This window comes from Pedobacter yonginensis, from assembly GCF_003173595.1.
Classification (GTDB): domain Bacteria; phylum Bacteroidota; class Bacteroidia; order Sphingobacteriales; family Sphingobacteriaceae; genus Pedobacter; species Pedobacter yonginense.
The window spans coordinates 562,926-577,557 of record NZ_QGNZ01000001.1; the positions used below are offsets into that span (position 1 = coordinate 562,926).

The 14,632-nt window shown below is 38.6% G+C and carries 12 protein-coding genes and 1 pseudogene; 8 read left to right on the plus strand and 5 right to left on the minus strand.

Going from position 1 to position 14,632, the window contains the following annotated elements:
- Window positions 1-54 precede the first annotated feature (54 nt).
- Complete coding sequence (locus DHW03_RS02550; RefSeq protein ID WP_109924170.1) at window positions 55-483, plus strand: nuclear transport factor 2 family protein; 429 nt, start codon at window positions 55-57, stop codon at window positions 481-483.
- A 27-nt stretch (window positions 484-510) separates the two neighbouring features.
- Here the strand turns inward: DHW03_RS02550 and DHW03_RS02555 are convergent, their stop codons facing one another.
- The 3 genes from DHW03_RS02555 to DHW03_RS02565 all read right to left on the minus strand — a co-directional run bounded on the left by DHW03_RS02555 (window position 511) and on the right by DHW03_RS02565 (window position 4,922).
- Window positions 511-915, minus strand: coding sequence for a hypothetical protein (locus DHW03_RS02555; protein WP_109924171.1), 405 nt, complete (start codon window positions 913-915; stop codon window positions 511-513).
- A gap of 229 nt (window positions 916-1,144) precedes the next feature.
- Window positions 1,145-3,718, minus strand: coding sequence for a type I DNA topoisomerase (gene topA, locus DHW03_RS02560; RefSeq protein WP_109924172.1), 2,574 nt, complete (start codon window positions 3,716-3,718; stop codon window positions 1,145-1,147).
- A gap of 130 nt (window positions 3,719-3,848) precedes the next feature.
- Complete coding sequence (locus DHW03_RS02565) at window positions 3,849-4,922, minus strand: serine hydrolase domain-containing protein (RefSeq protein ID WP_109924173.1); 1,074 nt, start codon at window positions 4,920-4,922, stop codon at window positions 3,849-3,851.
- Window positions 4,923-5,076: 154 nt separating this feature from the next.
- Here DHW03_RS02565 and DHW03_RS02570 point away from each other — a divergent pair, with 154 nt between their 5' ends.
- On the plus strand, window positions 5,077-5,592 hold the full coding sequence (locus DHW03_RS02570) for a glutathione peroxidase (protein WP_109924174.1): 516 nt from the start codon (window positions 5,077-5,079) through the stop codon (window positions 5,590-5,592).
- Window positions 5,593-6,218: 626 nt separating this feature from the next.
- On the opposite strand, the gene mnmA is transcribed toward DHW03_RS02570, so the two are convergent.
- Complete coding sequence (gene mnmA, locus DHW03_RS02575) at window positions 6,219-7,310, minus strand: tRNA 2-thiouridine(34) synthase MnmA (protein WP_109924175.1); 1,092 nt, start codon at window positions 7,308-7,310, stop codon at window positions 6,219-6,221.
- Between the two features lie 187 nt (window positions 7,311-7,497).
- On the opposite strand from mnmA, the gene DHW03_RS02580 reads away from it, so the two are divergent.
- Together DHW03_RS02580 and DHW03_RS02585 are read left to right on the plus strand one after the other, a co-directional pair.
- Complete coding sequence (locus DHW03_RS02580) at window positions 7,498-9,783, plus strand: GH92 family glycosyl hydrolase (RefSeq protein WP_109924176.1); 2,286 nt, start codon at window positions 7,498-7,500, stop codon at window positions 9,781-9,783.
- A 161-nt stretch (window positions 9,784-9,944) separates the two neighbouring features.
- The gene (locus tag DHW03_RS02585) at window positions 9,945-10,790 is read left to right on the plus strand and encodes a metallophosphoesterase family protein (RefSeq protein WP_109924177.1); all 846 of its coding nucleotides are present in this window, start codon (window positions 9,945-9,947) and stop codon (window positions 10,788-10,790) included.
- 141 nt (window positions 10,791-10,931) lie between these two features.
- On the opposite strand, the gene DHW03_RS02590 is transcribed toward DHW03_RS02585, so the two are convergent.
- The gene (locus tag DHW03_RS02590) at window positions 10,932-12,011 is read right to left on the minus strand and encodes an NAD(P)-dependent alcohol dehydrogenase (protein ID WP_109924178.1); all 1,080 of its coding nucleotides are present in this window, start codon (window positions 12,009-12,011) and stop codon (window positions 10,932-10,934) included.
- Between the two features lie 186 nt (window positions 12,012-12,197).
- Between DHW03_RS02590 and DHW03_RS02595 the strand changes: the two genes are divergently transcribed.
- The 4 genes and pseudogenes from DHW03_RS02595 (at window position 12,198) to arsB (ending at window position 14,625) form a co-directional block, all read left to right on the plus strand.
- Window positions 12,198-12,527 carry an ArsR/SmtB family transcription factor gene (locus tag DHW03_RS02595; RefSeq protein WP_109924179.1) on the plus strand — a complete coding sequence of 110 codons (330 nt, stop codon included), beginning with the start codon at window positions 12,198-12,200 and terminating at the stop codon, window positions 12,525-12,527.
- Window positions 12,528-12,566: 39 nt separating this feature from the next.
- Window positions 12,567-13,129: pseudogene (locus DHW03_RS02600) on the plus strand (DUF6428 family protein).
- Window positions 13,130-13,145: 16 nt separating this feature from the next.
- Window positions 13,146-13,580 (plus strand): arsenate reductase ArsC, encoded by a 435-nt coding sequence (locus DHW03_RS02605; RefSeq protein WP_109924180.1) that lies wholly within the window; start codon window positions 13,146-13,148, stop codon window positions 13,578-13,580.
- A complete protein-coding gene (gene arsB / locus DHW03_RS02610) occupies window positions 13,567-14,625 on the plus strand; it encodes an ACR3 family arsenite efflux transporter (RefSeq protein ID WP_109924181.1) in 1,059 nt (352 codons plus the stop codon). The genes DHW03_RS02605 and arsB overlap by 14 nt, the downstream gene beginning before the upstream one ends.
- Window positions 14,626-14,632 lie beyond the last annotated feature (7 nt).

Below are 14,632 nucleotides of genomic sequence, written 5' to 3' on the forward strand. Positions count from 1 at the left end.
TGCTACTTCGCAATCATTTGGATAAGTTTACATTCATCAACCCTTTAACCAGATATGATTAAGAAATTATTGATTTTAACTGCTTTTATATTGTTCTCTTCAGCAAGTTTTTGTTTTGCACAGAATAATGGAGTAGAAGAAGCAGTGTCTAAACTCACGAAATTGATGGTTGCCCCAGATAGCCTAGCTTTGGACAAAATGATTCTGAGTAATTTAAGTTACGGGCACTCCAGTGGTAAAATACAAACCAAACTTGATTTTTTGCATTCATTGCTTTCTGGTGAATCTGATTTTGTTGAGATTAATCTAACTGATCAAACCATTATCGTGCAAAATAAAACGGCTTTGGTTCGGCACACGCTAAATGCCAAAACAAATGATAAGAATATACCTGGAAATGTGAAGTTGTATATTTTGTTGATTTGGAGTAAGGAAAAAACAGGCTGGAAATTGTTGGGCAGGCAAGCTGTTAAAGTGCCTTAAGAAGTTAAGAATTGATAAGAAATCATTTTACTTAATCATTACCCCAGGTCGGTTTACCAAAGGAATTTTAATGAGGTTGGAATCGATTATGCTCTCAGGTAGGAAAATAAATTTTTTGTCGTAAATGGTAGTACCGATATAATAACTTAACCAATACTCATTTGTAAGTCCAAACACCTCAGGATCAATGGCTTCGACGCCTTTAAAGTCGTTGGCTTCCATATTGCCTAAAAAATGTCTCAAAACAGATGTCTTTACGGGCTTACCGTCTTTCTCTCCATAACCTTTAGAGCTGATTAATACATTGGTAATGGGATCATTTTTTAGATTAACGAGATACACTGTCCAATTTTTAACTTCTGGTGTTTCGCTCATTAATACCACGGCCATTGCGATATCTTCAACTATATTTTCTGGTAAATCTGCTTTCAAGGTATTTCGTAGTTTTATTCTATAATTTAATAACGTTAGTTTAGGATAACTGAAATTTTCCTAATGCTAAGACCCTGAAATAAATTTAGGGTGATGATACCCGATAGCTCGCTCATCCTTCATGCTGACTGAGCAATCCGTCATGCTGAATGTATTTCAGCATCTTAATGGATACTAAATTTAGTAAAGCCTTAGTCCCTCAGCCCTCAATTCATCAATCTTTTTGATGTTATTTTTTAGCTACTGTTTTTTTAGCTACCGCCTTTTTTGCAGGTGCTTTTTTCTTGGCTGGTGCCTTCTTTTTTGTTTCAAATGCTTTTGGTACTTGTTCCACAATCATTTTTTTAATCACCTCTAAATCAACGTCTGCTAATTCTTCTGGTGTATATTTTTGTTTTGTGGCTTCGTTGTAGCGGAGTTTCAACATCAATTTACCGAAGCGAATGAATGGTCCCCAACGTCCGTTTTCGATCGAGATTTTTTCTTCATCCCATGTTTTGATAAAGCGGTTGGCCTCTTTTTCTACTTTTTTTCCAATCAGGGTTTCAATATCTTCTTGAGATAGATTGTCAAAATCGTAACCCTTTGCAGGGATATTGATAAAGAGGTCGTTCCATTTTATGAAAGGACCGAAACGTCCTTTACCTTTTGTTACCCCTAAACCCTGATAATGTGCAATCGGTGCGTCATCATCCATTTTTTGTTTGATGATTTCAACTGCTCGATCAAAGGTTACGGCTAAAGGATCTTCATTTTTAGGAAGCGATATAAAAGCTTCGCCCCATTTAACGTAGGGACCAAAACGACCTACACCAATCATTACTTCTTTGCCCTCAAAATGAGGTAAGTGGAAAGGTAATTTAAACAACTCCAATGCTTCCTCTAAACTGATGGTAGCTACGGATTGATTGCGCATTAAACTTGCGTAACGGGGTTTTTCTTCCTCGTCAAGCTCTCCAATTTGAACCAATGGGCCAAATTTACCCACCTTGGTGTACACATTTTTACCGCTGGCTGGGTCTAAGCCCAATAAACGTTCGCCTGTTGCCCGTTCAGCATTCTCTAAAGTAGTTTCTACTTCGGTATGAAAGGGGTTGTAGAAAGCGTGCAGCATTTTAGTCCACTCTTGCAGGCCCTGCGCAATCTCATCAAATTCCTTCTCTACCTTGGCGGTAAAGTTAAAATCAACAATCCCTTTAAAATGCTCAACTAAAAAGTCGTTAACCACTTCACCGATGTCTGTAGGAAATAATTTTTGTTTTTCGGCTCCGGTAATTTCTGATTTTACCTCTTTATTCACTTTACCATCAGATAAAACAATAGCGGTGAATTTTCGTGCCTTACCATCTCTGTCTTCCTTAACCACATAACCACGGTTTTGTACAGTAGATATGGTTGGGGCGTAAGTTGATGGCCGACCAATGCCGAGTTCTTCTAATTTCTTAACTAAACTGGCCTCTGTATATCTTGCAGGTGGACGAGAAAAACGTTCTGTTCCCTGCATTTCTTTTAAAAATAACGCTTGGCCTTTTGCCAATGGAGGTAAAATAGAGCCACCTTCTTTTTCTTCCCCTTCGTCGTCATCGGTAGATTCCAAATATACCTTCAAGAAACCATCGAATTTCAACACTTCACCTTCAGCAACCAAATGTTCTTTTCGGGTAGAAGCTGTGATTTGCGCGGTTGTTTTTTCAAAGAGGGCTTCGCTCATTTGTGATGCGATGGAACGTTTCCAAATCAAATCGTATAAACGTTTTTCAGAAATGTCTCCATCCACCGTGTGGCGATCGAAATAGGTAGGTCGGATGGCTTCGTGAGCCTCTTGCGCACCTGCCGATTTTGTTCTGTAAACTCGTTGTTGATGATATTGATTGCCGTAAGCAGATTTAATTTCTGCGGCAGCCGCATTAAGAGCCGTTTCTGATAAGTTTACAGAATCCGTTCTCATGTAAGTAATTTTTCCAGCTTCGTATAACCGTTGTGCCACTTGCATGGTTCTTGCCACGGGGAAACCTAATTTTCTGGAAGCTTCTTGTTGCAATGTAGAGGTGGTAAAAGGTGCGGCTGGATTTCTTTTTGCAGGTTTTGTTTCTAAACTGGTAATGTCAAACTTAGCGTTTGCACAATCTTGTAAAAACTTTTCTGCATCCGCTTCACTTTCAAAACGCTGTGGCAATTCTGCCTTCACCATTTCTCTGCCTTTACCAGTAGAAAACTGTGCGGTAATTTTATAGGCAGCAGAGGCATTGAAGTTTTGAACTTCCCGTTCCCGATCTACAATTAAGCGTACGGCTACCGATTGAACCCGACCCGCAGAAAGTGATGGTTTTACCTTTTTCCACAATACAGGCGAAAGTTCGAAACCCACCAATCTGTCTAATACACGGCGGGCCTGCTGTGCGTTTACTAAATTATAATTTATGCCTCTCGGACTTTCAATTGCTTTTAAAATGGCTGGCTTTGTAATTTCGTGGAAAACAATTCGTTTGGTTTTCTCTACTTTTAAGCCTAGCGTTTCGAATAGATGCCAGGAAATGGCTTCCCCCTCGCGGTCTTCATCGGATGCTAGCCATACCATTTCGGCTTCCTTAGCGAGTTTTTTAAGTTCGGCAACCATGCTTTTCTTATCGGCAGGTACCTCGTACGTTTGGGCGAAATTATTGTTAATATCAATTGCCATATCGCCCTTAACTAAATCCCGAATATGGCCATAGCTAGATTTCACAAGGAAATCTTTTCCTAAATAGCCTTCTATGGTTTTAGCTTTAGCTGGTGATTCGACGATTAATAAATTTTTGGCCATGAAATACGATTTTGTGCAAATAAAGCTATAATTAAAGCATAAATCAAAACATCATCGCAATTTTATCCATTTATTTACTAAAAAATACTAAGGTTCGGAATGGAAATAAAGAAATATCTCTAAATTATCCTCAATTAATCACGGCATTAATTTTTAGCCACAAACTATTATCAAAGCCTGAAACTGCAAACGATGGATTAGCCGGATCCGAAGCATTGCCCATCCTAACAATCACCATTTTCTTGCTTGGTATAACGTAAATTCTTTGATCTGATGCACCCATGGCCGCATACATATCACTTGGTGCACTCGGAACCAGCGCGCCTTGAAAAACGGTTTGACTCCCAGGAATCATATAACTGTTTTTGCCATTTAACCACCATAAGTAACCATATGAAGGATTGATACTTTGTGAGGATTTGATACTTTCTGAAAAAAAAGATTCATTAATTATTTGCTCTTGATTCCATTTTCCACTATTTAGTGCCAATAAACCGAATCTGGCCATGCTTCGCGTGTTGCTGTTGTAAATTTTGAAGATCAGTCCGTTATCCCAAAAGCCATCCATGCCTAATTTATTTTTTATTTTGCTATTAAAGTAGGTTTCGTAAGGCTGCTTACTCGCTGCTGCAACCACATCCATCAATTTTTGAAAAACATTGGCATATGCCCAACGGGTTCCTGCATCAGCCACATACGTGAGGTTGGATTTAATCACCAATTCGCTGCTTTCATCAAGTCCAGATGTCATGGTTAGTAAGTTTCTAACGGTAATTAGATTTTCTTTGGCGCTTGGCTCACTTGTCCAGCCTGCCCCTAAATATTGGGATGCGGGATTATTGATGTTCAACAGGCCTTCTTGCTGGGCAATTCCCGTAGCGGCCGAAACCAAAGTTTTGCCTGCACTGTTCCATGCCCATGTATCAGCTTGTGTATGACCGTTGAAATATTCTTCCATCACTATTCTACCATTTACCAAGATGATGAAGGATTTGGTGTTCTTATCAATCAGGAATTTCTTTAAGTCGTCAACAGCAGCCTGTTTCCAACCGAGCGCTGACATCGGTTTTGTTTCCCATTCGGTAGCATTGTTTGGTGGGAAGTACAAGGCGTCTGAATTGGTAGGTGTAGGATCAGTATTGTTTTTTTTGCAAGCCACAAATAACATTGAAATGAGGAGCAGCAGGAGTTGAGCATTTTTCATAATTTATCGTTTGGTTTTGTTATGACAAGGATTGACAGGTAAGGTTTAATCCTGATAAATAAGTATTTACACAGTCCTTATCAATTAATTTACATGCAAACCACATTCTGAAAAACTATTTGTACCTATATTCGTATATAAAAATAAAACAGCAATGATAAACACTATCCTCATCCTATTAAATTTTTTGGTAAGCAACCCGCCAAAAAATGTTTACGATTTCAGTTTTAAAACAATTGATGGTAAAGAAATAAAGCTATCAAAGTTTAAGGGTAAAAAAATTCTGATTGTGAATACCGCTTCTAAATGTGGTTACACTCCACAATATGAAGATTTAGAGAAATTACACAAACAGTATGGAAATAAAGTGGTTTTAATCGGTTTCCCTGAAGGTAATTTCGGTGGGCAAGAATTTTCTACCAATACTGAAATTAAAGAATTTTGTACAGGTAAATATAAAGTAACCTTCTTATTGGCGGAGAAAAGTAGTGTAAAAGGCGACGATATTACGCCATTGTTTAAATACTTAACTACCCAACCGGGTACTGAGGAGCAAGGTGATATTAAATGGAACTTTGAGAAATTTTTAATCAACGAAAAAGGAGAGTTGGTACACCGTTTCCGTTCAAAAACAAAACCTTTGGATGAAGCGATTGTAAAAAATCTTTAACTAAAATATTTAGATAGAAGGGTTTAAGGCGTTAAGTCTTGAGCCCTTTTTTTGTTTGGTGGGAGAATTCTGTAAATATCTACCACCTTAGAAACCTAAGGGCAAGTGTAGAAAGGTATCTTTCCGTGGCAAATGTTTAAGCGAAGTTAGCTTTGAAATGATTTACCACCTTAGAAACCTAAGGGCAAGTGTAGAAAGGTATCTTTCCGTGGCAAATGTTTAAGTGAGGTTGCTTTGAAATGATTTACCACCTTAGAAACCTAAGGCACCTAAGGGCAAGTGTAGAAAGGAATCTTTCCCTGGCAAATGTTTAAGCGAGGTTAGCTTTGAAATGATTTACCACCTTAGAAACCTCAGGCAACTAAGCGTAGAATGTAAAAAGGTATCTTTCCGTGGCAAATGTTTAAGCGAAGTTAGCTTTGAAATGATTTACCACCTTAGAGACCTAAGGCACCTAAGGGAAAGGTGTAAAAAGGTATCTTTCCGTGGCAAATGTTTAGGGGAGGTTAGCCTTGAAATGATCTACCACCACCTTAGAAACCTAAGGCACCTAAGGGCAAGATGTATAAAGGTATTTTTTATTTTTATTCTGTGTAACCCATTAAACGGTAGTGCAATGTGCATTGTTAAACTAAGAAACCACCGCCAAGTAAATCATTCCCTTCGTAGAAAACGGCCGACTGCCCTGGGGCAATGGCAGATACGTTGTGATCGAACACCACACGCATTCTATCTTTTTCTTGTACAATGGTACTCAACATACCGGCATCTTTATAACGGATTTTCGTAATCACGTCATTCATAGGCTCTTCTATGCTTGCATATTTAACGAGGTTGATGTTTCTAACCATGGCTTCTTTACGTTCAAGCTCATCAGCCTTGCCCAAAACAACGGTATTGCTTTCTGGTAAAATTTGCGTAACAAACATCGGCTCGCCAAAGGCAATGCCTAAGCCTTTACGTTGGCCAATAGTATAAAACGGATAGCCTTTATGTTGCCCCACAACCATCCCGTTGCTTAGAATGAAATTTCCACCAGCAACTCGATCTTCTAAATCTTCTACTTTGTGTTTTAAAAAAGCTCTGTAATCGTTATCAGGAACGAAACAAATTTCGTAACTCTCAGATTTTTTAGCCAACTCTTCCTGCCCCATGTCTAGCGCCATTTGTCTAATATCAGCTTTGGCAAAACTGCCTAAGGGAAATTTAGTACGCGAGAGGTTTTCTTGCGAGACACCCCACAGTACATACGATTGATCTTTATTTTCGTCTTTACCTTTAGAAATTACGTAACGGCCACTATCTTGTTGGCGAATATTTGCGTAATGTCCAGTAGCTATAAATTCGCAATCCAATTTATTAGCACGTTTTAATAAGGCTTCCCACTTGATGTGAGTATTGCATAAAACACAAGGATTTGGCGTTCTACCGGCTAAATATTCATCCACGAAGTTATCGATCACATAATCTCCAAATTCATCGCGAATATCCAAAATGTAATGTGGGAAACCGTAATTCACCGCTAGGGTACGTGCATCGTTGATGCTGTCTAAAGAACAACAACCCGTTTCCTTACTGCTTCCGCCGGAAGTTGCATAATCCCAAGTTTTCATGGTTAAGCCAATAACCTCATAACCTTGCTCATGCAACATCACTGCTGCAACTGAACTATCAACCCCGCCACTCATGGCTACCAGAATTCTTCCGTGTTTACTCATTTTAAAACTTATGGCTGCAAAAATAAGGTTTATTTACTTGAAATTTTTTAAAGCAAGTCAGTTACTTGTAAAAAGCTGTTTGTATTTTTTTTGTTGATTAAACGATTTAGTTTTGCTTTATACGCAGATTTGAACAAAAATTAATACCTTAGAATTTCAAACAAAATAAGCTAAATTTTAGATTGATATGATTAAAAAAATTATCCTGCCATGTTTGTTGCTTTCTGCGCTCACAGCATCAGCACAGCAGAATTTGGTGCAATATGTTAAGCCAATCATTGGTACCGAAAAAATGGGACATACCTATCCCGGTGCAACCGTTCCATTTGGTGCCGTGCAATTAAGTCCCGAAACCGATACTTTATCTTATGAAGTTGGTGGCAAGTACAATGGCGACGTTTATAAATATTGTGCAGGTTATAAGTATGAAGACAAAACAATCACCGGTTTTAGTCATACCCATTTTAGTGGGACAGGGCACTCCGACTTAGGTGATTTTTTAATTATGCCCACCCAAGGCAAGCTTCAATTAAACCCAGGAACCGCATCTAATCCTAAAGGGGGCTATCGTTCTGCATTTTCGCACGCAAACGAAGTGGCCGAGGCTGGTTATTACAAAGTAAAGCTCGATGATGAAAACATTACGGCAGAACTGACTTCTACCACCCGAGTTGGAATGCATCAATACACTTTCCAAAAATCAGATCAATCGCACATCATTTTAGACTTGATGGCTGGAATTTATAACTATGATGAGAAAACCGTTTGGACTTATGTTCGCGTGGTAAATGATACTTTACTTACTGGTTATCGCCAAACCAATGGCTGGGGCAGAACCCGTACGGTTTATTTTGCGATGAGTTTTTCTAAGCCGTTTAAAAGTTATGGCCGAAAAAGTTACGATGCCAAACAAGCGTACAGAGGTTTCTGGGGTAAGTTTAACCAAGATCAAAACTTCCCAGAAATTGCGGGTAAAAAGTTGAAAATGTTTTTCGATTTCGATACTGAAAAGGGTGAAAAAATTAAAATCAAATTTGCCTTATCTCCTGTAAGTCAAGACAATGCTTTGCAAAACATGCGTACTGAAATTTCGGGATGGGATTTTGAAAAAGTAAAGGCACAGGCACAAGATACTTGGAATAAGGAGCTGAATAAAATTCAAATCAGTTCATCAAACAATAATAAGATTAACTTCTATACAGCACTTTATCACGCATTCATCAATCCAACTACTTATACTGATGTGAATGGCGAGTATAAAGGTTTAGACCAAGGTGTGCATAAGGCAGATGGATTTACAAATTATACCACCTTTTCCCTTTGGGATACATACCGTGCCCTGCATCCATTTTTCAACATTATGCAGCCCAGCAGAAGTAACGATATGGTTAAATCGATGATGGCGCATTACGATCAAAGCAGTTTACACATGCTTCCAATTTGGTCACATTACGCAAATGATAATTGGTGTATGAGTGGTTATCATAGCGTTTCGGTAATTGCTGATGCCATTATCAAAGGCACCTACAATGGCGATCCTAATAAGGCTTTGGATGCTTGTGTGGCAACGGCTAAGCACCGAGATTATGAAGGGATTGGCTATTACATGGACTTGGGCTACATTCCTGCCGAAAGAAGTGGCGTTTCGGTTTCCAACACGCTGGAATATTCATATGATGATTGGGCGATAGCGCAATTGGCTAAGAAATTAAACAGAAAGGATGTTTATGATGAATTTATTAAACGTTCAGGAAACTGGAAAAACAATTACGATAAATCAATAGGCTTTATGCGCCCGAAATTGGCCGACGGAACGTTTAAAAAAGCATTTGATTCAAAAGATACTGAAGGACAAGGGTTTATAGAGGGAAATAGCTGGAATTACAGTTTCTTCGTTCCGCATGATCCTGCTGCATTAATTGAAATGATGGGTGGTAAAGCCAAATTCGCAAAGCGATTGGATACTTTATTCACTATGCACTTGCCTGACGAATTTTTCGCACATACGGAAGACATTACGCGTGAAGGAATTATTGGCGGCTACGTGCATGGCAATGAGCCGGCACACCACATTGCTTACTTGTATAACTGGACTGATCAGCCTTGGAAAACACAAGCGCAAATCCGTCATATTTTAAATATGCAATATAAACCAACCCCTGATGGTTTGGGTGGGAATGATGATTGTGGCCAAATGAGCGCCTGGTATATGTTTTCATCATTGGGCTTTTATCCAGTTTCCCCAGGTTCTGATGTGTATGCTTTGGGTAGCCCATCTGTAAACAATGCCGTTCTGAATTTGGAAAATGGAAAAACCTTTACCGTTGAAGCCATAAAACAAAGTGATAAAAACATTTACGTGGCTAAGGTGTTATTAAATGGAAAGGTGCTTAACACCCCTTTCATAAAACATTCTGATTTAACAAATGGTGGTAAGTTGACATTTTACATGTCATCCAGCCCAAAAAAATAATTACACATCCCAATTTTTGTACGCCGCTGGTTAATCGCCAGCGGTTTTTTTATGCCATTCATTTTTAGTTATCTTTAAATGTAGCAGATAAGTTATTTAAAGTTAACTACCTGCTAACATTGTTCCCCTAGTATTGATTTTATAAATCCCAAAACAAAAACATGTCAAACAGACGATTTTTTCTTAAAAGCAGTGTGGCTGGGGTAGTTCTGGCAGGTTTGAATCCGATGGTTTCTGCGCTGGCATCAACTGTCCAGAATGAAACCAAAATTTCCGCTCAAAAACCCAAACTGCGTTTTGCAATTGCATCAGATGGACACTACGGGCAACCCGGCACTGATTTTAAAAAAGACCATGAAAACATCGTGAAGTGGTTAAACGAATCGCACAGTAAAAATCCGCTAGATTTCGTCATCATTAACGGCGATTTGGTTCACGATCGACCAGAATTATTATCAGAAGTTAAAAAGGAATACTACGATCGGTTAAACGTACCTTTCTATGCTATTCCGGGTAATCACGATCATGCAGATGCTAAAATCTGGAAATCGGTATTTGGGTATGAAGACAATTTCTCCTTTGAAAAAAATGGCGTTGGTTTTGTTTTGGCAAATACTTCTGATACCACCGGGAAATACCTCTGCCCGGATAATGCCTTTTTAAAAACCGAATTAGAGAAATTCAAATCTTTACAAACCGTATTCGTTGTTTTGCACATTCCCCCACATTTTTGGGTTCCCGAAAGTCCGTTTGTGGAGTGCGCAGATACCATTAGCCTACTGCATAGTTATGCTAATGTTAAAGCGGTTTTTCACGGACATGACCATAGTTTAGATGCCGTGTTTTACACCAACAAATTGCCTCATTTTTTTGATGCACACATTGGCGGCAATTGGGGTACGGCCTATAAAGGCTATAGAATTGTTGAAGTGGGCGATGACGATAAAATTTCCACTTTTCAGATAAACGCAAGCCAAAATCCAACGCTTAACGAAACTAAATTTTAATTGAAAGTTAATCGCTAATTCACATTACGGCACTAGCTTTAGACTGAGATATTTAGTTATATCCTTATGCGGTTTACTTATTGTACAAAGAAGCCTCGATGGATGTCGAGGCTTCTTTTTTTAATTAAGAAATAATTTTGCTTAATTTTTCAAGGTTGCCATATCGATGACGTATCTAAACCTCACTTCCTCATCCTTAATTTTATCTAATGCTTTGTTAATATCTTTAATATCAATCATTTGTACATCAGGGGAGATGTTATGTTCTGCACAGAAATCCAATACTTCCTGTGTTTCAACTGTACCACCAATTAATGATCCGCCCACGGTAGAGCAGAATTTAGCCACCTCCATATTGTTGGTTGGGGCTTTGTAGGGTCCGAGTAATCCAACCGTAACAATTGCACCACGTCTTCTGATTAACGGAATATAATCGTTTACATCAAAAGCATAAGGTATGGTAATCAGTAGAAAATCGAATGTTGCTGCATGTGCTTTCATTGCATCCTGATCTTCTGATATTAAAACTTCATCCGCCCCTAGTGCCAATGCCGATTCTCTTTTTGAAACTTTGCTTGTGATCGCCGTTACGGTTGCGCCCATTGCCTTGGCAATCTTAACCCCCATGTGGCCCAAACCACCTATGCCAACAATACCAACTTTATGACCAGCTTTAACGCCAAAGTGTTTTAAAGGTGAATAGGTGGTTACGCCTGCACAAAGTATTGGTGCTGCTGCCGATGGCGATAATGATTCTGGAATGCGCATCACAAATTTCTCTTGTGCAACAATGTTGGTAGAGTATCCCCCAAAAGTATTGAAGCCAGAGCCATCAGGTTTCCAATACCCATTATAGGTCATGGTTTGGCCAACTGGTCCTTCACAAAACTGCTCTTCGCCGTCTAAACAAGGTTCGCAATGCTTGCAAGAATCAATCATACAGCCCACACCCACCAAATCGCCTGTTTTAAATTTACTTACACCAGCACCTGTTGATACAACTTTACCAATAATTTCATGCCCTGGTACACAAGGATAAACTGTATTTTTCCAATCGTTGTTTACTTGATGAAGATCTGAATGGCAAACACCACAGTATAATACGTCAATTAATATTTCATCTGCTTTAGGTTCATTACGATCGAATTCCATTAACTCGAGGGTTTTGCCTCCGATTAAGGATCCGCTTGCTCCGTAACCTTTTGTTTTAATTTTTTCCATAGGTAATTTTGTAATTTAGTTTTAAACAGGCCGGAAATGCTAAAGGTTTAAAATTTTGGAAATAAAACTTTAGGGAGTAATAGAACCTTCAGTTACTGTTGGCAAGTTAAAAGGTACTGAAATGCAAATTTTATTCAGAAAAATTGGAAGTTTTAAAAATGTTAATCGTAATATTGCGATATAATTATGGGTGTTACAAGAAGTGAAATTTTTTCAGAGGAACAAAACCAACTTTCCGCTTGGTTAAAGGCAATGGCGCATCCGGCTAGGCTTGCCATTTTACAACGCATTTTAGTGGCCAATACTTGCATTTGTGGCGATTTGGTTGATGAGTTGGGTTTAGCCCAAGCCACTATTTCTCAGCATTTAAAAGAGTTAAAAAATGCAGGGATTATCCAGGGTACAATAGAGGGTGTAAGTGTATGCTATTGCATTAATCCAACCACGTGGAAAACCATACAAGATAAACTCGGCGGTTTGTTTAATGCCTACAAACCAATAAATAACTGTTGTTAAAATTTTTACTCAAATCAATCGTTAAATCGCAATATTATGATGAATACAGAATCATTAAAATGGAATAGCTTCAAGGCACAATTACAGGAGCATCCTAATTACATTCTTAATTTTCAATACGCCGAAAATCAGTGGGTTAACGCCAATTATCACATTACGGAAATTAAGGAATCGGTAATCACTTCAGTTGATTGTGGAGGAAAGGTTAACCGTTGGACAGAAATTATTGTGCAACTCTGGGAGCCGATGAAAGATAACCAAGTTAGAGCTATGGAAGTGAGTAAGGCCTTATCGATCATGAACTTGGGGAGTCTAAAATCAACCTGGATGAAAATGCCATCGTAAAAATCGAATTTGGCAATTCTGATTTCGATACCCGCCAAATGTATCCAAGTGCATTTAATTTGGAGGATGAAAACCTAACTGTAAAGCTTATGGCCGATTTTACACAATGCAAGGCTATAGGAAGAGGAGAGAGTTGTGGCCCTGATTTGGAAGGCGAAACTTGTTGCTCTACTGAACCGGTACAAAAGAAGAAGATTGAATTGGTCAATCTCGCATCAGAAAGTGCGTGTTGCACGCCAGGTGGCGGCTGTTGTTAATTTGTGAACGAAAGGTATGAAAAATATATTAGTGCTTTGCACGGGCAATAGTTGCAGAAGCCAAATTGCAGAAGGCTATTTAAGGCATTTTGCAGGCGATCGAGCTAAAATTTATAGCGCAGGTATAGAAACACATGGCGTAAATCCAAAAGCAATTTTGACTATGAAAGGGGATGGAATAGACATTTCAAAACATACGTCCAACAACATTAGCGAATACTCGGATGTAGATTTTGATTTTATGATTACCGTTTGCGATCATGCGCAGGAAAACTGTCCATATTTTGCTACCCAAGCAATAAAATTCCACTATAATTTTCCCGACCCTGCAAAAGCAACCGGCACAGAAGAAGAAATTATGGCTCAGTTTGATTTGGTTAGAGAGATGATTAAGCAATATACATCAGATTTTGTTCATAAACATCTAGACAATCCAAATGTCAGTAAGTAATTGTGCACCAATTGTTGGAAGAAAAAAGTTAGGCTTTGTAAATCGATATTTAACCTTATGGATTTTCTTAGCCATGTTTTTAGGCCTAGGGATTGGCTTCCTTTTCCCATCTTCATCTAATCTAATTAACTCGTTTTCTGATGGGACAACGAATTTCTCCTTGGCGATTGGTTTAGTTATCATGATGTACCCACCACTGGCTAAAGTAAAATATGAAAATCTTGGACAAGTTTTTAAAGATTCTAAGATTTTGATTGCCTCTTTGCTTTTAAATTGGATAGCTGGTCCGGTATTGATGTTTCTGCTTGCCATTATTTTTTTAGGTGACTATCCAGAATACATGGTTGGTTTAATTTTAATCGGTCTTGCCAGATGTATTGCCATGGTGGTGGTTTGGAACGATCTTGCCGATGGCAACAGAGAGTATGCGGCTGGCTTGATTGCTTTAAATAGTGTTTTTCAGGTTCTACTTTACAGTGTTTACGCGTATATTTTTATCACTGTTTTGCCTCCATATTTTGGCTTGAAAGGTTTGGAAATAGACATATCTATCTTGCAAATTGCCAAGAGTGTCGGTATTTATTTGGGAATTCCCTTTGCGATGGGTTTTGTAAGTAGAGTGGTGATGATTAAGCTTAAAAGCGAAGAATGGTTCGAGCAGAAGTTTATAACCGTCATCTCGCCGCTTACATTAATCGCTTTGCTCTTTACCATCATCATTATGTTTAGCTTGAAAGGAGAAACTTTGGTGAAAATTCCACTAGATGTATTTAGAATTTCTATTCCGCTTCTGTTTTACTTTTCCATTATGTTTGTTGTGAGCTTCTTTGTTGGCAAGTATTTTGGTGCTGATTACTCCAAAAGTACATCTATAGCCTTTACCGCTACCGGAAACAACTTTGAACTTGCTATTGCGGTTTCGATTGGTGTTTTTGGAATTAATTCTGGTCAGGCTTTTGCAGGGGTGATTGGACCATTGGTTGAGGTACCTGCGCTTATTGCTTTGGTTAATCTTGCTTTTTGGTTCCGAAAGAGGTATTGGTAACAATGAC